The 19,369-nt window shown below is 63.6% G+C and carries 19 protein-coding genes and 1 tRNA gene; 9 read left to right on the top strand and 11 right to left on the bottom strand.

All coding sequences use genetic code 11. From position 1 onward, the window contains the following. Window positions 1–70: 70 nt before the first annotated feature. From VCK47_RS06235 to VCK47_RS06215, 5 genes are read left to right on the top strand one after another with little or no spacing between them, the layout of a single operon-like run. Window positions 71–751: an SURF1 family protein gene (locus VCK47_RS06235; protein ID WP_322889846.1), complete on the top strand. Its 681-nt coding sequence runs from the start codon at window positions 71–73 to the stop codon at window positions 749–751. A gap of 3 nt (window positions 752–754) precedes the next feature. Next, window positions 755–2,140 carry a threonine synthase gene (gene thrC / locus VCK47_RS06230; protein WP_322889845.1) on the top strand — a complete coding sequence of 462 codons (1,386 nt, stop codon included), beginning with the start codon at window positions 755–757 and terminating at the stop codon, window positions 2,138–2,140. Then, entirely contained in the window at window positions 2,137–3,405 is a 1,269-nt protein-coding gene (locus VCK47_RS06225) for a pitrilysin family protein (protein ID WP_322889844.1), read from the top strand. Before thrC ends, VCK47_RS06225 begins: the two co-directional genes overlap by 4 nt. Next, window positions 3,405–3,989 carry a GNAT family protein gene (locus VCK47_RS06220; RefSeq protein ID WP_322889843.1) on the top strand — a complete coding sequence of 195 codons (585 nt, stop codon included), beginning with the start codon at window positions 3,405–3,407 and terminating at the stop codon, window positions 3,987–3,989. The genes VCK47_RS06225 and VCK47_RS06220 overlap by 1 nt, the downstream gene beginning before the upstream one ends. Further along, the gene (locus VCK47_RS06215; RefSeq protein ID WP_322889842.1) at window positions 3,990–5,402 is read left to right on the top strand and encodes an FAD-binding oxidoreductase; all 1,413 of its coding nucleotides are present in this window, start codon (window positions 3,990–3,992) and stop codon (window positions 5,400–5,402) included. Window positions 5,403–5,625: 223 nt separating this feature from the next. Here the strand turns inward: VCK47_RS06215 and VCK47_RS06210 are convergent, their stop codons facing one another. From VCK47_RS06210 to VCK47_RS06200, 3 genes are read right to left on the bottom strand one after another with little or no spacing between them, the layout of a single operon-like run. After that, window positions 5,626–6,156 (bottom strand): adenine phosphoribosyltransferase, encoded by a 531-nt coding sequence (locus VCK47_RS06210; protein WP_322889841.1) that lies wholly within the window; start codon window positions 6,154–6,156, stop codon window positions 5,626–5,628. Further along, window positions 6,153–7,037 (bottom strand): S-methyl-5'-thioadenosine phosphorylase, encoded by an 885-nt coding sequence (locus tag VCK47_RS06205; RefSeq protein ID WP_322889840.1) that lies wholly within the window; start codon window positions 7,035–7,037, stop codon window positions 6,153–6,155. Before VCK47_RS06205 ends, VCK47_RS06210 begins: the two co-directional genes overlap by 4 nt. Then, entirely contained in the window at window positions 7,034–7,645 is a 612-nt protein-coding gene (locus VCK47_RS06200; RefSeq protein WP_322889839.1) for a flavin reductase family protein, read from the bottom strand. Before VCK47_RS06200 ends, VCK47_RS06205 begins: the two co-directional genes overlap by 4 nt. A gap of 71 nt (window positions 7,646–7,716) precedes the next feature. Between VCK47_RS06200 and VCK47_RS06195 the strand changes: the two genes are divergently transcribed. Beyond that, complete coding sequence (locus tag VCK47_RS06195; protein WP_322889838.1) at window positions 7,717–8,232, top strand: N-acetyltransferase; 516 nt, start codon at window positions 7,717–7,719, stop codon at window positions 8,230–8,232. A gap of 15 nt (window positions 8,233–8,247) precedes the next feature. Next, entirely contained in the window at window positions 8,248–9,048 is an 801-nt protein-coding gene (locus VCK47_RS06190) for an EcsC family protein (protein ID WP_322889837.1), read from the top strand. On the opposite strand, the gene ptsP is transcribed toward VCK47_RS06190, so the two are convergent. From ptsP to VCK47_RS06165, 5 genes are all read right to left on the bottom strand, one after another. Beyond that, entirely contained in the window at window positions 9,039–11,279 is a 2,241-nt protein-coding gene (gene ptsP, locus VCK47_RS06185) for a phosphoenolpyruvate--protein phosphotransferase (protein ID WP_322889836.1), read from the bottom strand. The genes VCK47_RS06190 and ptsP overlap by 10 nt on opposite strands. A gap of 36 nt (window positions 11,280–11,315) precedes the next feature. Continuing rightward, window positions 11,316–12,554 carry an aspartate kinase gene (locus VCK47_RS06180; protein ID WP_322889835.1) on the bottom strand — a complete coding sequence of 413 codons (1,239 nt, stop codon included), beginning with the start codon at window positions 12,552–12,554 and terminating at the stop codon, window positions 11,316–11,318. 69 nt (window positions 12,555–12,623) lie between these two features. Next, window positions 12,624–13,271, bottom strand: coding sequence for an SDR family NAD(P)-dependent oxidoreductase (locus VCK47_RS06175; RefSeq protein WP_322889834.1), 648 nt, complete (start codon window positions 13,269–13,271; stop codon window positions 12,624–12,626). Continuing rightward, on the bottom strand, window positions 13,271–13,666 hold the full coding sequence (locus VCK47_RS06170) for a DUF1178 family protein (RefSeq protein WP_322889833.1): 396 nt from the start codon (window positions 13,664–13,666) through the stop codon (window positions 13,271–13,273). Before VCK47_RS06170 ends, VCK47_RS06175 begins: the two co-directional genes overlap by 1 nt. Before the next feature lie 56 nt (window positions 13,667–13,722). Next, window positions 13,723–14,193, bottom strand: coding sequence for an NUDIX hydrolase (locus VCK47_RS06165; RefSeq protein ID WP_322889832.1), 471 nt, complete (start codon window positions 14,191–14,193; stop codon window positions 13,723–13,725). Between the two features lie 33 nt (window positions 14,194–14,226). On the opposite strand from VCK47_RS06165, the gene VCK47_RS06160 reads away from it, so the two are divergent. After that, window positions 14,227–15,381, top strand: coding sequence for an acetoin utilization protein AcuC (locus tag VCK47_RS06160; RefSeq protein WP_322889831.1), 1,155 nt, complete (start codon window positions 14,227–14,229; stop codon window positions 15,379–15,381). Here the strand turns inward: VCK47_RS06160 and VCK47_RS06155 are convergent. Genes VCK47_RS06155 through neuC form a run of 3 tightly spaced genes read right to left on the bottom strand, consistent with a single transcriptional unit; the run spans window position 15,378 to window position 19,078 of the window. Then, entirely contained in the window at window positions 15,378–16,712 is a 1,335-nt protein-coding gene (locus VCK47_RS06155; protein WP_322889830.1) for a 3-deoxy-D-manno-octulosonic acid transferase, read from the bottom strand. The two genes, VCK47_RS06160 and VCK47_RS06155, sit on opposite strands and share 4 nt — an antisense overlap. Continuing rightward, window positions 16,705–17,970, bottom strand: a complete 1,266-nt coding sequence (locus VCK47_RS06150) for a 3-deoxy-D-manno-octulosonic acid transferase (protein WP_322889829.1) — start codon at window positions 17,968–17,970, stop codon at window positions 16,705–16,707. Before VCK47_RS06150 ends, VCK47_RS06155 begins: the two co-directional genes overlap by 8 nt. Then, the gene (gene neuC, locus VCK47_RS06145; protein WP_322889828.1) at window positions 17,954–19,078 is read right to left on the bottom strand and encodes a UDP-N-acetylglucosamine 2-epimerase; all 1,125 of its coding nucleotides are present in this window, start codon (window positions 19,076–19,078) and stop codon (window positions 17,954–17,956) included. The genes VCK47_RS06150 and neuC overlap by 17 nt, the downstream gene beginning before the upstream one ends. A 182-nt stretch (window positions 19,079–19,260) precedes the next feature. Between neuC and VCK47_RS06140 the strand changes: the two genes are divergently transcribed. Further along, a tRNA-Cys gene (locus VCK47_RS06140) sits at window positions 19,261–19,334 on the top strand. Window positions 19,335–19,369 lie beyond the last annotated feature (35 nt).

Genomic DNA, 19,369 nt, shown 5'->3' with positions numbered 1-19,369 from the left:
TTCACCCCGCCCCGCACCAAACAATCAAGCGCGCGGCACCCCCGCGCGTTTTTTCCATCGAAGGCCTGACATGCTGCGCAAGATCATCTTTCCCGTGCTGCTCGGCATCGCCGGATGCGGTGTGCTGGTCTGGCTGGGCCTGTGGCAGATCGACCGGCTGGCGTGGAAAGAAGACATCCTTGCCACAATCAACGGTCGGCTGGCTGCCGATCCAGCGCCTTTTGCCACCGATGTGACCGAGGCAGAGGATGAGTATTCCCGCGTGATGCTGTCTGGCACGCCCACAGGGCAGGAACTGCATGTGCTGGTGTCGGGGACCGCCGCAGGGACCGGCTACCGCGTCATTTCACGCTTTGAGACCGATGATGGTCTTGCGATTCTGCTGGATCAGGGTCTGCTGCCGCTGGACGCGAAAGAGAGCGCACCCTTGCTGGCACCAATGCAGGTGACTGGCACGCTGCTGTGGCCTGACGACCAGACCGACGGTACGCCCGAACCTGACCTGCCCAAAAACATCTGGTTCGCGCGCAACGTCGAAACGATGGCCGAAGCGCTGGACACGCTGCCCTTGATGGTTGTCGCCACCGCCACCACCCCTGCCGACCCGCGTCTGACGGCGCTGCCGGTTGCGACCGCCGATATCAAGAACGATCACTTCGCCTATGCTGTGACATGGTTCTTGCTGGCCATCGTCTGGGCCGTTATGTCCCTGTTCCTGATCCTCCGCACTCTTCGGCCAAAGGACGCCTGACCCATGCGCTATATCTCGACCCGTGGCACGGCCCCTGTGCTGACCTTTGAGCAGGCAATGCTGACAGGGCTGGCGCGTGACGGCGGGCTGTACCTGCCCGAGAATATCCCGACGCTGACGCATGCCCAGATCGCGGCGATGGCGGGCAAGTCTTACGAGGAAGTCGCGTTCGACGTGATGCGCCCCTTCATCGGCGACACCTTCACCGATGCACAGTTCCGCGACCTGATCGCGCGCGCCTATGCCGGTTTCGGCCATGCCGCGCGCGCACCGCTCGTGCAGGTCGATAGCAATCATTACCTGCTGGAGCTGTTCCACGGCCCGACCCTGGCGTTCAAGGATTTCGCCATGCAGCTAATCGGCCAGATGTTTCAGGCCGCTTTGTCCCGTTCGGGCGACCGTGTGACCATCGTGGGGGCAACATCCGGCGATACCGGATCGGCGGCGATCGAAGCGTTTCGCGGGCTGAAGGCGGTCGATGTGTTCATCCTCTACCCGCATGGCCGCGTGTCCGAAGTGCAGCGCCGCCAGATGACCACACCTGTCGAGGCGAATGTGCATGCGCTGGCCGTGGCTGGCGATTTTGACGACTGTCAGGCGCTGGTGAAGGATATGTTCAACGACTTTACCTTCCGCGATGATGTGCGGCTGGCGGGCGTCAATTCGATCAACTGGGGCCGCGTGCTGGCGCAGGTGGTCTATTATTTCACCGCCGCCGTCAGCCTTGGCGCGCCGCACCGGCCTGTCAGTTTCACCGTGCCGACAGGGAATTTTGGTGACATTTTCGCGGGCTTTATCGCCAAACAGTTGGGCCTGCCGATTGCCGATCTGGTGGTAGCGACGAACCGCAACGACATCCTGCACAGGACGCTGCAGACGGGGGCTTACACCAAGGAAGGTGTCACGCCCACGATCAGCCCGTCGATGGATATTCAGGTCAGTTCCAATTTTGAGCGCGCCTTGTTCTATGCCTACGGGCAGGACGGGGCCGCGGTGGCCAGCCAGATGGAAGACCTCAAATCCGGCGGCTTTACCATTTCGCAAGGCGCCTATGACATGCTGACCGCCACCTTCAAATCGGGCCGCGCGTCAGAGGAAGAGACCAGCGCCACGATCAAAACCTACCTCGCGCAGCACGGCGAGCTGCTTTGCCCGCACACGGCCGTCGGCGCGCATGTGGCGCAGGCGCATCTGGGCAGCGTGCCGATGGTGACACTTGCCACCGCCCATCCCGCCAAATTCCCCGACGCGGTCAAGGCGGCCTCGGGCATATCCGCCCCGCTGCCTGCGCGCATGGCGGACTTGTACGACCGGCCCGAACGGGTCACACCAGTCGCAGCAGATCTGGCGGCCCTGCAAGCCGTCATCAAGGAACGGATCATATCTTGACCATCCAGCAACACACTTTGTCCAACGGCCTGCGCATCGTCACCGAACAGATGCCGGGCTTGAAATCCACCAGCATCGGCATCTGGGTGCTGGCAGGCGGGCGGCACGAACGGATCGAACAGAACGGCATCGCGCATTTTCTGGAACATATGGCCTTCAAAGGCACCAAGACCCGCACCGCGCTGCAAATCGCCGAACAGATCGAGGATGTGGGCGGCTATATCAACGCCTATACCAGCCGCGAGATGACGGCCTATTACGCCCGTGTGCTGGAGGACGATGTGGCCCTCGGCCTTGATATCATCGCCGACATCCTGCTGAATCCGCTGTTCGAGGAAGCCGAGATCGAGGTCGAACGCGGCGTGATCCTGCAGGAAATCGGACAGACGCTCGACACGCCCGACGACATCATCTTCGACTGGTTGCAGGAAGAAGCCTATCCTGACCAGCCCCTAGGCCGGTCGATTCTGGGCGAGGCCGCGCGCGTCAGTACCTTTGCCAAAGGCGATCTGGACCGCTTTGTCGGCGAACATTACGGGCCGAACCAGATGATCCTCGCCGCCGCCGGTGCCGTCGATCACGATGCCATCGTCCGGCAGGCCGAGGCGCTTTTCGGCCACCTGCCACGGGTCGAGCGTGCGCCGGGCCTGTTGCAGCCTGCCAAATTCATCGGTGGCGAACGGCGCGCGACCAAGGCGCTGGAACAGGTGCATTTCGCGCTCGCCCTCGAAGGGCCGACCTACCGCGACCCTGCGATCTATACCGCGCAGATCTATGCAACCGCCTTGGGCGGCGGCATGTCCTCGCGGCTGTTTCAGGAAATCCGCGAAAACCGCGGGCTGTGCTACACGATCTTTGCACAGGCGGGTGCCTATGAGGACACCGGCATGACCACGATCTATGCCGGCACCAGCGCCGAACAGATCGCCGAACTTGCGCATCTGACAATCGACGAGATGAAACGCGCCGCCGACGACATGTCCGCCGCCGAGGTCGCCCGTGCCCGCGCCCAGATGAAGGCCGGTTTGCTGATGGGGCTCGAAAGCCCGTCGAACCGCGCCGAGCGGCTGGCGCGGCTGCTGTCGATCTGGGACCGCATTCCGGGGATCGAGGAAACCATCGCCTATATCGACGATGTGACCACGGGTGATGTGAAATCCTTTGCCGCGCAAATGGCAGGGCAGGCAGGGACAGCCATGGCGCTATACGGTCCGGCAGATCAGGCCCCGACGCTGGATGCGTTGAAAGCACGGCTTGCCGCATAATGCTGGGCATCAAGCGCAAGGTCCGGATCGAAACCGAACGGCTGACCCTGCGCGCGCCCATGCACACGGATTTCCGCCCTTGGGCGGCCCTGCGGCAGGCCAGTGCCGAATTTCTGGTGCCGTGGGAACCAAGCTGGGCCGCTGACCATCTGTCGCGCAAGGGTTTCACCAACCGTGTCTATTGGGCGCAACGGTCGATTGCCCAAGGGTCGGCCTTGCCCCTGTTCCTGATCCGCCGGTCCGACGATGCGCTTTTAGGGGCAATTACGTTGGACCATATCAAACGGGGTCCTGCGCAATCGGGGATCACGGGATATTGGATCGGCGCCCCTTTCGCGCGGCAAGGTTACATGCGCGAGGCTGTGCAGGCGGTCGTTCATCACGCCTTTACCGTGCTGGACCTGAGCCGGATCGAGGCGGGCTGCCTGCCTGAAAACACCCCGTCACGGCGGTTGCTGGAACAATGCGGCTACAAATACGAAGGTGTCGCGCAAAGCTATCTGCAGATCAACGGGCGCTGGCGCAACCATGTGCTTTACGCCAACCTGCGCCATGATAGGCGCGGCAAGACGGATGTGGGCTAGATGCTGAATGCGGTGACACCGGCGTTCGAGAACCGCTTGCGCGGGCTTTTGGACGCTGCGGCCTTCAAGGATGACACCGCCCCCTATTTCACCGAACCGCGCGGACGCTGGCAGGGGCAGGGGCTGGTCGTGGCCCCTGCCGATACTGCCGCTATGGCCGCTGTGGTGGCCGTCTGTGCCGAGGCGCGCGTGGGGATCGTGCCCTATAGTGGCGGCACCGGTCTGGTTGGCGGGCAGGTCATGGCGGATGGACCGGCGCCGGTGGTTTTGTCGCTGGAGCGGCTCAACAAGATCCGCGCGGTCTATCCCTCCGAAAACGTGCTGGTCTGCGAGGCGGGCGTGATCCTCGCCCATGTGCAACAGGCCGCCGAGGATGTGGACAGGCTGTTCCCGCTCTCGCTCGCCTCCGAAGGATCGGCGCGGATCGGCGGGTTGCTGGCGACCAATGCAGGCGGCGTCAATGTGCTGCGCTACGGCAATGCGCGCGCGCTCTGTCTGGGGCTGGAGGTCGTGCGCCCGGACGGGACGATCTGGCATGGCCTGACACGGCTGCGCAAGGACAACACCGGCTATGACCTGCGCAATCTGATGATCGGGGCGGAAGGCACGCTCGGGATCATCACCGCCGCCGCCCTGCGGCTGGTGCCGCGCCCTGTGCATCTGGGGGCGGCGCTGCTGGCGGTGCCGTCACTGCAGGCCGCACTCGACCTGCTGGCTATGGCAGGCGCACAGATCGGCGACGGTTTGTCCGCATTCGAGCTGATGCATAGGCAAGGCGTCGATTTTCTGGCCGAGGTCGGACCCGACGTGCGCCAACCGTTCGCCGACATGCCCGAATGGAGCGTCCTGATCGACCTTGGCCTGCCCGCCAGCGGCGATCCCGATGCCGCGCTCGAGCGGCTGTTTGCGGATGCGTTCGACGCAGGGCTCGCCTTTGACGGGGTGGTCGCGCAATCAGCGGCGCAGCGGCAGGCGCTGTGGGACATCCGCGAAAACATCCCTGAGGCGAACCGTCGGATCGGGGCGATCGCGTCGCATGACATCGCCTTGCCGCTGAGTGCGGTGCCGGAGTTCATCGCCAAGGCCGGGGTCGCGCTGCGGGCCTTGGGGGATATGCGCATCAACTGCTTTGGCCATCTGGGCGACGGTAACCTGCATTACAACGTCTTTCCTGCCAAGGGGCGGACGCGCAGCGACTACGATACGCTGCGCCCAGCCGTGCAAAAGACAGTCCATGATCTAGTCGCCGCACTGGAAGGATCGGTCAGCGCCGAACACGGAATCGGGCGGGCCAAGGTCGGTGATCTGCAACGCTATGGCGATCCGGCGAAACTTGCGATGCTGCGCGCGATCAAGGATGCGCTGGACCCGCAAGGCATCATGAACCCCGGCGCGATCCTGCCACAGGGATAGGTCCGGTGGGGCCGCGCCTCCGGCGGGAGTATTTTAGGAAAAAAGAAGTCGTAACAGACGCGCCCGACCCCGCCGCCCGCTACAGGCTGACCTTTCTGGGGTCCGGGATCGGGCGACTTCTCATTTCACGGTCATCGGCTCTCCAGCCTGTACCGTGGAAGCGGTCTACCGGATCTTCCTTAACAACTTCTTTTTTCCCCAAATACTCCCCGCGCGGAGCGCATCAGAGTCCTTCGAAGGCGCAGAGGCTATGGACCTTCATGCCGAGCTGTTCCAGTTTGCGCGCACCGCCCAATTCGGGCAGGTCGATGATGAAGGCGCAACCCATCACCTGCGCGCCCAAGCGTTCGACAAGCCGGATGCCCGCCTCGGCGGTGCCGCCTGTCGCCAGCAGGTCATCGACCAGCAAGACCTTGTCGCCCGGTTGCAGCGCGTCCTCGTGCAGTTCCATCACGGCCTCGCCATATTCGAGCTGATAGGCCTGTTCGACCGTCTTGCCGGGCAGTTTGCCCTTCTTGCGGATCGGCACGAAGCCGACCGTCAACTGATGCGCGATGGCGCCGCCAAGGATGAAGCCGCGCGCTTCCAGCCCGACGACCTTGTCGATGGGCGTGCCTGCATAGGGATGCAGCAATTGGTCGATTGCCATGCGAAAGCCGCGCGCGTCGCTGAAAAGCGTGGTCACATCGCGGAACATGATCCCCTCATGCGGGAAATCGGGGATAGTGCGGATATAGTCGCGGACGGTTTTCATAGGGTTTCTTTCGCAAAGACACGGGCAGTGATCGCATCAAGCCGCGCCATCAGCGCGGGATCACGTTTGTCGGGGACGGTCATGATCGCATGTTCAAGCGCGCGGTCGCAGCCATGCGGGCAGGGGGCGCGCTTGTCTCCCAACAGGGCGGGCAGGCGCGCGATCAGGTCGCGGGCCTTGGTGCCGTTGCCTTGCAGGGTCGCGATGATCGCGGTGATGTCGACCGCCCCGTGGTCGGGGTGCCAGCTGTCATAATCGGTGATCATCGCGACGGAAGTATAGCAGATTTCGGCCTCGCGGGCGAGTTTGGCCTCGGGCATGTTCGTCATGCCGATCACATCGCAGCCCCAGCTGCGGTAGAGCCTGCTTTCCGCCAGTGACGAGAATTGCGGGCCTTCCATCGCGAGATACGTGCCACCGCGATGTACAGTAATGCCCGCAGCTTCTGCCGCTGTGGCGCATGCGTCCGACAGGCGGGGGCATGTCGGGTGGGCAAGGCTGACATGGGCCACGCAACCCGTGCCGAAGAAGGATTTTTCGCGCGCGAAGGTCCGGTCGATGAACTGATCCACGATGACGAAATCGCCCGGTGCCATTTCTTCGCGGAACGATCCGCAGGCGCTGACGCTGATGATATCGGTCACGCCCAGCCGTTTCAGCGCGTCGATATTGGCGCGGTAGGGCACGGTGGTGGGCGAATGTACATGGCCGCGTCCGTGGCGGGGCAGAAAGGCCATCTTCACGCCTTCCAGCCGCCCTGTCAGCACCGCGTCCGACGGCGCGCCCCACGGGCTGTCGACGGTGACCCATGCGGCGTCCTGCAACCCCGCCATGTCATAGATGCCGGAACCGCCGATGATGCCAAGGAAGGTTTCTCTCATGCTTTTTCTCCCGGACGGGTCAGGCTGAACACCTCGCGCACGACAGCGTAATCGCGATAGCCGAGACGGGACAGCGGTTGAAAAGTGGTCACATCGAAAATGCCGTCCACAAGGCAATTGTCGCGGATATGTACGCCTGTCACCTCGCCGAAGACGGCGAAATTGGCAGCACCGGGCAGGGTAACGATCTGGGTTACTTTGCATTCCAGAGTCGCGGGCGCATCCGCCACGCGCGCGCAGGGAATCGTTTCGCAGGTGGCTTTGGTGATGCCCGCCAGCGCGAATTCATCCGTTGCGCGGTCCCATGGGCCGGAGGTCTGGTTCATCGCGTCGCGCATCGCGTATTCCACGATGTTGACGGCGAAAACGCCTGTTTCGCGGATGTTGGCGACGCTGTCTTTCGTACCGTCACGGTCGGGTTTGGCGCTGGTTGAGGCGAACATGACCTGCGGCGGCTCGTAGGCCACGGCATTGAAAAACGAATAGGGGGCGAGGTTGTCCTGCCCGTCCGCGCCGCGCGTGGCGATCCAGCCGATGGGGCGCGGGCTGATGATCGCGTTGAAGGGGTTATGCGGCAGATTATGGCCGTCTTTGGGGACGTAAAACATTGCTCGAGACCTTTTCCTGCGATCCGCCAAGGGGTAGCGTGGCCGGACAATCTTGGCCAGATGAAAGACGCATGCAAATACCCTCCATCACACTGGCCATCGAGACCGCCGCCGATTACTGGGAAGTCGAGGCGCTGTACGATCTGTGCTTTTCACCCGGCCGCACGGCGCTGTCGTCCTACCGCTTGCGCGAGGATGTTTCCCCCATCGCCGATCTGTGCTGGACGGCGCGTGATCCCGACAACGTGCTGGCAGGCGTGATCCGCTGTTGGCCTTGTTATGTGGGCGATCTGCCTGTTGTCCTGCTTGGCCCGGTTGCGGTCCATCCGACGCGACAGGGCGAAGGGATCGCAGGGCTGCTGATCTACCGCGTGACGCAAGTGGCGCGCAAGGCGGGCTGGTCGCGCATCCTGCTCGTGGGCGATCTGCCCTATTATAGCCGCTTCGGGTTCCAGCATCTGCCCGGTGTTATCATGCCGCCGCCCACGAATCCCGACCGCGTGCTGGGGCTGTCGCTGCGCCCTGACGCATGGGATGGCACACAAGGGACCGTGCATAAGGCGGATGATTGCATTTTGCCGCAGTGATCCCATTTGAAAGGGATGGACAACAAAACCGTTCCGCATGATCCCATCCCTGTCTCGGTGCCAGCACCGCTGAACGACGACGCGCGCGCGCGTATAGCGGCCTTGGCGCTGCGCCAGCGCAAGGCCAATGGCGTGCTGATGAAAGCGATCAATTTTGTCGGCGGACAGGTCGAGGACGGGCTCAAGATGCTGCCCAAGCCGCTACGCGACCAGTTGAACGAGGTGACGCGCAACGCTCTCCGCCGCAGTTACGACATTGCCGCACGCTCGCGCGGCGGGATCGGTCAGCGGTTCGGATCGGACCAGAGCCACCGGATCATCGGCACGGTGTCCGGTGCTATCGGCGGCTTTGGCGGGTTGCCCTCGGCGCTGGCGGAACTGCCTGTGGCCACAACGCTGATCTTTCGCGCGGTGCTGCATGTCGCCGCCGAATACGGCGAGGACCCGACATCGGATGAAACGCGCATGGAATGTCTGGCGGTTTTCGGATCAGGCGGGCCGGGCAGCGCCGATGACGGGGTCGATACGGCCTTTATCGGCGCGCGGCTTAGCCTGTCGGGGGCGGCGGTCAACACGCTGATCAGCCGTGTCGCGCCGAAATTCGCGGCCGTGCTGTCGCAGAAGCTGGCATCCCAGACAGTGCCTGTGCTGGGCGCTGTGGCGGGGGCAGGGACTAACTACGCCTTTGTGGATTACTATGTGGCCCTTGCGCATGTGCATTTCGGGCTGCGCCAGCTGGTGCGCGAGCATGGCGATGCGGCGGTGCTGGATGAATTCCACCGCCAGTTGGCAGCGCAGCGCCTGCCTCAGACCTGATAGACCAGCCAGTCGGATACGGCACGCCGCACCGATTGATCGCCGTTGGCAATGGCAGCATCCATCACGGATTTGACCTCGTTCAGATCGACGCGGCGCAGCAGGTGCTTGACCGGACCGACCGAGGCGGGACGCATCGACAGGGTGCGCAGGCCGAGGGCTGCAAAACACAAGGCTTCCACGGGACGGCCTGCATCCTCGCCGCAGAAAGACAGCGGCGTGCCCGCCGCATCGCAGCGTTTGATCACATGCTCAAGGAACGACAGAAAGCTGACATCAAGCGTGTCGTAGCGCCGCCGCACCAGTTCGTTTTCGCGGTCGGCGGCAAAGAAGAACTGCTTAAGATCGTTGCCGCCGATGCTGATGAAATCGGCCTCTTCAAAAAACACATCCGGCGCAAAGGCAAGCGATGGGGTTTCCAGCATCGCGCCCACCTCGATCTTGGACGGGATCGGATGACCAAGACGCAATTCGCGGTCGAGCGCCTTGTCCATCTCGGCTTTGGCGGCGCGGAATTCGGCCAGTTGCGTGATGAACGGGAACATTACCGTTAGGGGTCGCCCCGCCGCCCCGCGCAACAGCGCCTGCAACTGCATCCGTAGCACACCCGGTTTATCAAGACCCACGCGGATCGCACGCCAGCCCATCGCGGGGTTGGGTTCGTCCTGTGGTTTCATATAGGGCAGCACCTTGTCCGACCCGATATCAAGCGTGCGGAACGCCACCCGCTTGCCTCCCGCTGCATTTAGCACGCGGTCATATAGGGCCGACAGTTCACCCCGTTGCGGCATCTGGTTGCGGATCAGGAACTGCAATTCGGTGCGGAACAGGCCCACACCTTCGGCACCCGACCCCGCCAGCGACGGCAGGTCAGCAATCAGCCCTGCGTTCATCTGCAACGATACCACCGACCCGCAGCGCGTCTGCGCGGGCAGGTCACGGATCGAGGCGTAGCGTTCCTGCGCACGCGCCTGCATCTCGATCTTGTCGCGGAACGCGGCCTGCACGGTGTCGTCGGGGCGCAGATGCGCGATGCCCTGATCGCCATCGACGAGGATGATATCGCCGTTCAGCGCCTCGCGCGTGACACCCTTGGCGTTGATGACCAGCGGGATCGCCCAGGCGCGCGCGACAATGGTGGCATGGCTGCCAACGCTGCCTTCTTCCAGAACGATGCCGCGCAGTTTCTTGCCGTATTCCAGCAATTCACCCGGCCCGATATTGCGCGCCACAAGGATCGGATCGTCGGGCATGTCGCTGCGGTCTTCGCCCTGACCCGTCAGGATGCGCAGCAGGCGGTTCGACAGATCGTCCAGATCATGCAGCCGTTCGCGCAGGTAAGGATCGGGCGAGCGGGACAGCCGCGCGCGCGCCAGCGACTGTTCCTTTTCGACAGCGGCTTCAGCGGATAGCCCGCTTTGCACATCGTCCTGCATCCGGCGCATCCAGCTGCTGGAATTGGCGAACATGCGGTACGCTTCGAGCACCTGCAACTGTTCGGGGTCGACCGACCGCGCGCCGACCATCATGCTGTCGACCGATTTGCGCAGCGTCTCGACGGCCTCGTTCAGCCGGATCTTTTCCTTTTCGGGATCGTCCGAGATCGGGTTGGTCACGACCACGCGGGGTTCATGCAGATAGACGCGGCCCGCGCTGGTGCCTTCCTGCGCCACGGACCCGCGCAACAGTACGGGTTTCTGGTGCAGCGCCGACAAGGCCGCCCCTTCGCCCACAAACGCACCGAGTTCGGTCATCTCGGCGATCACCATGGCCACGATTTCAAGGGCGTAAACCTCGTCGGGGGTCATCACCCGTTCGGTCTTGGTCTGCACTACCAGCACGCCCAGCACGTCGCCCAAGCGCTGGATCGGCACACCGCAGAAGGACGAGTACCGCTCCTCGCCCGTCTCGGGCATGTAGCGAAACCCCTTTTCGGCGGGCGCATTGGCCGTGTTGACGATATTGCCGGACTTGGCCGCGCGCCCGACCAGACCTTCACCAAGGCGCATCCGTGTCTGGTGGACCGAATCCTGCTCAAGGCCTTGGGTCGCGCACAGCTCCAGCGTCTCGGGATCTCGGAACAGGTAGATCGAGCAGACCTCGGCCTGCATCGAGGACGCGATCAGGTCCACCACACGGTTCAGCCGTGCCTGACCTTCGCTGTTGCTGGCCAAAGCCTCGCGCAGACGGCCCAGCAGCTTGCGGCTCTCGCTTTCCAACCGTTCCGGCATTGGTCCCCCGATATCAGCGGACCGATCCTGACGGGATCAGCCGGCCTTGTCCAATTCGAAGGCATCATGCAGGGCCTGCACGGCAAGTTCCATGTATTTCCTGTCGATCAGCACAGAAATCTTGATCTCGGAAGTTGTAATGACCTTGATGTTGATCCCCTCTGCCGAGAGAACCTTGAACATCTTGGCGGCGACACCCGTATGGCTGCGCATCCCGATGCCGACGACGCTGACCTTGGCGACACCTTCGTCCGCGACCAGGTCGTGGAAATTGATCGCACCCGATGCCTTAGCATCCTGCATCGCCTTTTCCGCGCGCAGCACCTGATCCTTGGGGCAGGAAAAGGTCATGTCGGTGCGGCCTTCCTCGGAAATGTTCTGCACGATCATATCGACGTTCACACCCGCATCCGACAGCGGGCCAAAGATCGCTGCTGCGATCCCGGGGCGGTCCGCAACCGAGATCAGGGTCATTTTCGCCTCGTCGCGGGAATAGGCGACACCGGCCACAACATTGGATTCCATGATTTCCTCCTCATCGCAGACCAGCGTTCCGGCGCTGTCCGATGGTTCCTCGAATGATGAAAGCACCCGCAGGCGCACCTTGTAGCGCATCGCCAGTTCGACTGAGCGTGTTTGCAGCACCTTGGCCCCGAGCGAGGCGAGTTCCAGCATTTCCTCGAACGAGATTTTATCCAGCTTGCGCGCCTTGGACGTGATCCGCGGGTCGGTGGTATAGACCCCGTCCACGTCGGTATAGATATCGCAGCGTTCCGCGCCGAAAGCCGCGGCAAAGGCGACAGCGGTGGTGTCAGACCCGCCACGCCCCAGCGTGGTGATCCGGCCAGCGGGGCTGACGCCCTGAAACCCTGCCACGACGGCGACCTTCATGCCTTCGCCGAATTTGGCATTGATATTCTTGGTCGGGATATCCTCGATCCGGGCGCTGGCGTGCGCGTCTGTGGTGATGACGGGCACCTGCCAGCCTTGCCAGCTGCGCGCGGGAATATCCATCTCTTGCAGGCGCAAGGCCATCAGCCCGGCCGTGACATTTTCGCCCGATGACACGATTGCATCATATTCGCGCGCATCATACAGCGGCGAGGTTTCGCTGACCCAGCCCACCAGTTCATTGGTCTTGCCGGACATGGCCGACACGATGACGATCACGTCATAGCCGTTGGCAACCTCGAGGGAGACGCGCTTGGCCGCGCGCGCGATCCGGTCGAGGTTGGCCACCGAGGTGCCACCAAATTTCATCACTAACGTCGGCATGGATTTTCCTTGCAAGCGTGGCTTTTCATCCGCGCCCGTTTACTGGGGCGGCAGGCAAAGCGCAAATGCTTAGTAAGGATGCACGCGCCCGTCCCACGTTTCGAGACAGCCTGTTGTCGCAGGGCCAAGGGCGGCAAACCGCGCCATCAGACCAGCAGCGCTGTCCTCCACACTGATGTCGGCGGCAGAGCCGCCCATATCGGTACGCACCCAGCCCGGATGATAGATGCCGACGCTGATCCCTTCAGGCGCCAGATCGGTCGCCAGATTGCGCCCAAGGTTCAGCGCTGCGGCCTTGCTCGCGCGGTAGATATAGCTGCCGCCCGGCGCACGCGTATGCGACGCCATCTGTGACGAAATAATCGCGATTTTGCCCGCCTTCGCACGGCGCAGATGCGGCAGGAACGCCTGCACGGTCAGGAATACGCCCGTGACATTGGTGGCAAACCCGTCCGCCCACATATCTGCCGGATAGCCCTGTTCCAGCGACTGGCCCTTGTCGGCGTAGACGCCCGCATTGCAGACCAGCAGGTCGATCGCCTGATCGCCGACGGTTGCGGCCAACGCCTTGATCGCCGCAGGATCAGTCACGTCAAGCGCGTGCAGCCCCGCGCTTGCGTCCCGTCCCGTGCCGATCACGCCCGCACCTGCGGCGCGATATCCGTCGGCCAAAGCCTTGCCGATGCCACGGCTGGCACCTGTAATCAAAACCTGCATCAATTCGCTTTCTTGGCGGGAATAAATGGCAGCGGCAGAACGGGGATGCCATCCTCGGCCAGCTTGCGCGCCTCGGCAAGGTTCGCCTCGCCATAGATCGGGCGTTCGGGGGCAAGGCCGTCATGCATGGCCCGGGCTTCCTTGGCAAAGGCCGTGCCGACATAATCGGCGGTGCTTTCGATTTTCTTGCGCAGGGCTGCAATGGGGTTTTCGGCAGGCGCAGGCTCCGACGCCGATGCAATCGCGGGCGCCATCACCGTTTTGCCAACCAGCGTCGACCCGCAGGTGGTGCAGGACACCAACTTGGCCGCCACCAGCTTGTCAAAGGCGGCGCCCGACTGAAACCAGCTTTCGAACTGGTGGTTCTGGTCGCATTTGAGGTGAAATCGGATCATCTTGGCCTGTTGCGTGAGGTTTCACCACAGTTAGGCTTTTTGCTCGGCGGTGCAAGTCAGCGCAGACGCGCGGGATCAAAGGTCGCGACGATCTTTTTCAGCGCGGGTTCTTCCAGTTTCTTGGCTGCCTTTTCAGGGCTGAACCATTTGCGGCGGCGTTGGTGCTTTTCGGGCCAGTCGCTTAGCACATGCTGGACATGGACCGGATAGACCATCGCGACGATGGGCGCGTTCACATTGCCCAATGGCTTGATATAGCTGTAAATGCCAAGGCAGACATCCAGCGCGTCACCGCGCAGCCCCGCCTCTTCATAGGCTTCCATCGCGGCGGCTGCGGCGGGGGTCTGTTTATGCATCGGCCAGCCTTTGGGCAGGATCCAGCGGCCCCGCGTGCGGCTGGTCACCAGACAGATTTGCACATGGTCGTTCTTGATCCGCCAGCACAGCGCAGCAAACTGCGCGCGCACGTCGGTCTTGCGCCCGGTCGCGAATTTCAGCGGAATTTGTTGCGCGGGTAAGTTGGCCATGGTTCCGATCTGAATCCGGGTTACATCCGGGCTATGCAAGACGTTATGACGCCACCAACAGCACGGACAACCCCCCCGCCGCAATTTATCGGCGCGGAAATCTATCGCGGCTCGACCTATGGCGCGTGGCATCCGTTGCGGGTGCCGCGTGTGTCGACCGTGATGGACCTCAGCCGCGCGCTGGGCTGGCTGCCGCCTGCGCAATTCATCACCAGCCCGCGCGCCAAGGTCGCGGCCCTGACGGGTTTTCACACCCCCGCCTATCTTGCGGCACTTCAGGCGGCAGAGGCGGCACAAGCCGTCACAGAAGAGGTCCGCAGGCTGCACGGCCTCGGCACGCCGTCCAATCCGGTTTTTTCCGAAATGTTTCGCCGTCCTGCGACGGCGGCAGGCGGGTCGCTGCTGGCGGGCGAGTTGCTGAGGAACGGCGGCATCATCTATTCGCCCGCAGGCGGCACCCATCACGGCCTGCCCGACCGGGCGAACGGCTTTTGCTATCTCAACGATCCGGTGCTGGCGATCCAGTCGCTGCGGCGCAACGGGGCGCAGCGCGTGGCCTACGTCGATATCGACGCGCATCACCCCGACGGGGTCGAACATGCCTTTGCGCAGGACCCCGATACGCTGTTGATCTCCACGCACGAGGCGAACCGCTGGCCGCGCACCGGCGCGATCACCGATCAGGGGGCAGGACAGGTGTTCAACCTGCCCGTGCCCGCGGGGCTGCATGACGACGATATGGCACTGATCCTGCAAGAGTTGATCCTGCCCGCAGTGACCGCCTTTCGTCCCAATGCCATTGTGCTGCAATGTGGGGCCGATGCGGTCACGGAAGACCCGCAATCGCGCCTGAGCCTGTCGAACAACGCCCATTGGGCGGTGGTGGCCGCCCTGCGCGACATCGCCCCGCGCTATCTGGTGCTGGGCGGTGGCGGCTATAACCCGTGGTCGGTCGGGCGGCTCTGGACGGGGGTCTGGGCCGTGCTGAACGATCACGCGATCCCCGACCGCCTGCCGGACAATGCCGCAGGTGTGCTGCGCACGCTGCGCTGGGACGGCGCGCCCAAAAGGTTGCAGCCGCAAGACCACTGGATGACCACGCTGCGCGACACCCCGCGCCACGGCATGATCCACGACGCGGTGCGTTTCGGCGTGTCCCAACTCAAATCCCGCATCTTCCGAGCCTAAATATCCCCGCCGGAGGCCTCAACTGCGCCGCAAGGCGCAGGCAGACCCGCCAAGGCCCGCGGCAGGGCAGTCAGCGTGCGCGCAACCGCGCCCGCATGATCCGCATAAAAGCCCGCGATCTGGTCGTCGCTCACGGTCATGGGCGCTTGCACCGCTTCCAGCAGCTCGGCCTCGGTCTGCACATGGTGACAGACGCCTGCCGCAATCGCCTCTTGCGCGGGATATTCGATGGTCCAGATATGCGGGCCGACGATGACAGGTCTGCGCAGGGCCAGCGGTTCGATGATGTTATGCGCGCCTTTGGTCACAAACCCGCCGCCGACGATGGCGCGGTCGCAGAGCGCAAGGTAGAAATACATCTCGCCCATGCTGTCGCCCAGCAAAACGTCTATCTGTGGCAAGTCGGTCGCCCCAAGGGCTGCGTCCAGCACCTCCGACCGCCGGGCAAAGCGCAAGCCCGCAGCGCGCAGCATCCCCGCCACCTCGTCAAAGCGTTCGGGCGCGCGGGGCACATAGACAAAGAACGCCCCCGGCACTTGCCGGATCATGTCGATATAGACCGCATCCTCGCCCGCCACGACGCTGGTGAGGGTAAAGGCGGGGCGGCCAGCCACCAGCCTTTCGCGCAGGCGGGCGGCGGCCTGCAACTGCGCTTGCGGGATCGGCTGGTCGAACCGCATCTCGCCTGTGAGATGGATATTGCGCAGGCCTGCGGCGGCAAAGCGTTCTGCCTGCAAGGCCGATTTCACGAAGCCGCCCGCGAACCCAGCCGTCAGCGCCGCCCGTAGCCCCCAGCCCGCCATGTCCTTGTCGAAACTTTTCTGCGGATATTGCGCGTTGCACATGAAAAGCGGCACGCCGCGCGCCCGACAGGCCATGATCATGCGTGGCCAGATCTCGATCTCCATCACCAGCCCGTATTTTGGCGCAAAGCGGCGCAGGAAGGCGGCATAAGCCAGCCCCATGTCGAACGGCACCCACGCGACCTGCACATGACCTGCCGCAATCTCGGCGGCAAATTCGCGCATGGCCTCACGGCGACCGGCGGGGGTGAAATGGGTGGTCAGCACGCATTCACCCTGCGCCAGCAGCGCGCGGATCAGGGGCGTGGCAGAGCGCATTTCGCCCAAGGACACGGCATGGACCCAGACGGGATTGCGCACCTGTGGGCGCAGAAGGCCAAAGCGTTCGGCAAGATGAGCGGCATAAAGCGGGTCTTTGCGGGCGCGCAGGCGCAGATAGACGATTGCGACAGGCAGCAGGACCCACCACGCCAGCCCGTAAGCCAAAAGCGCGATCCGCAGGCGCAAGGGGGGGAAGCGGTCAGTCATGGCGCACCTTCACCAAAGCCAGCAGGTCGCGGGCCAATTCATCGGTCGCGCGTCCTGCGTCCTGTGCCGTGGCCTTGGCCTTGGCGGCCACCGCCGCCAGATGATCGCGCAACGCATTGGCGATTGCGGCGGCATCCTGCACCGCGACGGCGCCGCCAGCCGTATCAAGGGCTGCGAAATCGGCGGTGAAATTGCCAACCCTCGGGCCGTGCAGCACTGCGCAATCCAGTTGCGCCGCCTCCCACGGGTTATGGCCCTCGGTCGTGTCAAACGTGCCGCCGATCAGCACGGCACTGGCCACACGGTAGACCAGCCCCAGATCGCCTAAAGTATCGCAAAGCCAGACCGGATCGTCCTTGCCGGGCAGCGCGCCTTGCGACTTGCACGGCGGCGGGGCAGGGCAGGCGGCGCTGATCGCGTCGCGCCTGTCGGGATGGCGGGGTGCGATGATCAACAGCGCGTCCGGCATCTGCATCCGCAGCGCTTGATGCGCGGCCAGTGCCGCTGCCTCGTCCGCCGCATGCGATGGCGCGAGGGCCCAGACGAAACGCGTCCCCGTTGCAGCCTGCAGTTCGCGCAAGGCGGATGGGTCGCAGTCCAGCGCAGGGGCGGCAGGCTTCAACGATCCGCTGACCCGCGCTGCCGCACCAAGCGCTGACAGATGGGCGGCGCTCTCGTCATCCTGCGCCGTCACCAGCGCCATCCGCGCGTAGAGATCTCGGTACAGCCCCGCTGCCTTGCCGTGCCGCGCAAAAGACGCCGCATTCATCCGTGCCGCGACCATCGCCTGCGGAATGCCGCGTGTGTCAGCCTCAAAGACCAACCCCGGCCACAGGTCCTGCTCGGCCCAGATGCACAGGTCAGGCCGGACATGGTCCAGAAACCGCCGCCGATAGGCGGGTGCATCCAGCGGCAGAAACTGGTGGATGGTGCTGGGCGGCATCTGTGCGGTGAACACCCGCGCCGAGGCGGCGGTGGTCGAGGTCACAAGGAAATGCAGATCAGGCGCCGCAGCCGCCATCCGCGCGATCAGGCCGCGCAGCGACAAGATCTCGCCCAAGCCCACGGCATTAATCCAGATCAGCCGCCCGTCGGGCCGCGCGGCCAGTCCGCGCCCTTGCTTTTCAACCCAGCGCGTCTCGTGTTCCTTGCCGCGCTTGCGCCTGCGGGCCAGCACAGGACCCGCCACCAGCGGGATCAGATGCGTGGCCGCAAGATAGGCACGCAGGGCCAATCCGGCCTTAGGCATCGTGGTCATGGAAGGTCTTTTGCAGCGATCCCGTCCAGAATCCGGGGTCGGCCAGCACCGCCGCGAACCGGCCCGCCGCCGAGCCGCCGCCAAAAGCGTCGTGGCGCGGATAGGACTTGCCCCATTGCGCGGTCAGGAAGGCCGCTATCGCAGCGCTGTCGCCCGCATCGGCAAAGAACACCGATGGCGACTTTGCACGGTTGGTCTGGCGCGTGCCGATATCCAGCGACGGCACCCCCAGAAACGGCGCCTCGCGCACGCCGGCAGAGGAATTGCCGACCATGACGGCGGCATTTTTCATCAACTCGCTGAAATGGGCAAACCGCATGGAGGGCAGCACGCGGAACCTGTCCTTGGGCAGGACCTTGATCTCGGCAAAGATCGCGGCCGATCCGGGGTCGTTGTTGGGGGCGATCACGACGAAATTTCGCCCCGACGCCACGAGTGCGGCGAACAAGGCACGCGCCTGCGCGCCCATACTCGCCGCCTCGGACGTAACCGGATGGAACACGCAGATCCCGTAATCGGCAAAGGGCAGGGCATAGCGGTCCTTGACCTGCGCGATCGTGACACCGGAGGGGCCAGCATGGAAATCGAGTTCGGGCGAGCCTATCGCATGGATGTGGCTCGCCTGTTCGCCCAGCGACATCACCCGCCGCGCGGCATCGTCCGATGACACGAAATGATGGCTTGCCAGCTTGGAATTGCAGTGGCGGTAGATCTCGTCGATGGTGCCGCTGACCTCGCCGCCTTCGACATGGGCGCAGCGGATGTAATTGGTAGCACAGACCAGTGCTGTTGCCAGCGCCTCGACCCGGTCGCCGTGGATGACGACCAGATCGGGGCGGTGTTCCTGCACGAAATCGGAAAACCCGATCACCGTTTTGGCCAAAATCATGTCCTGCGGATCGCCGGGGCGCTGGTTGAGGAATTCATGCACCGTAACACCCGCCATCCGGTGCACCTCGAGCTTGGTCAACCCGTAGCTTTCCAGCATATGCATGCCGGTCACAAAGAACGACACGGCAAAACCCGCATCCCGCGCGGCCACGGCCAGTGGTTCCAGCTTGCCGAAATCGGCACGGGTGCCTGTCACGAAAAGGATATAGCGGGACATGGAGGTTCCGTTTGGGTGTTGATCAACAGCCGCGGACGGCCTTTTGCGGCAGACTATCTTTGCAGATAGGGAAAGGAAACCGGCATCAGCCGGTGTCCTGCGGACGAGTGCAAGTTTGATGCCCGCTCCCGTGTTATCCGCTTGACGGCGCGCCCTGTGATCCTTAGGGACACAGCTCATGAGGCGAGTGGGCAGGTAGGTTATGCAGCGGATTGCAAATCCGTGTAGACCGGTTCGATTCCGGTACTCGCCTCCAAAGAAATTCCATGATTATCGGGGTTATTCGCGCCG

It is taken from the genome of Yoonia sp. 72, from assembly GCF_034652275.1.
Classification (GTDB): Bacteria; Pseudomonadota; Alphaproteobacteria; order Rhodobacterales; family Rhodobacteraceae; genus Yoonia.
Note: the sequence above shows the minus strand (reverse complement) of the source record. Positions and strands in the feature narration are given on the sequence as shown.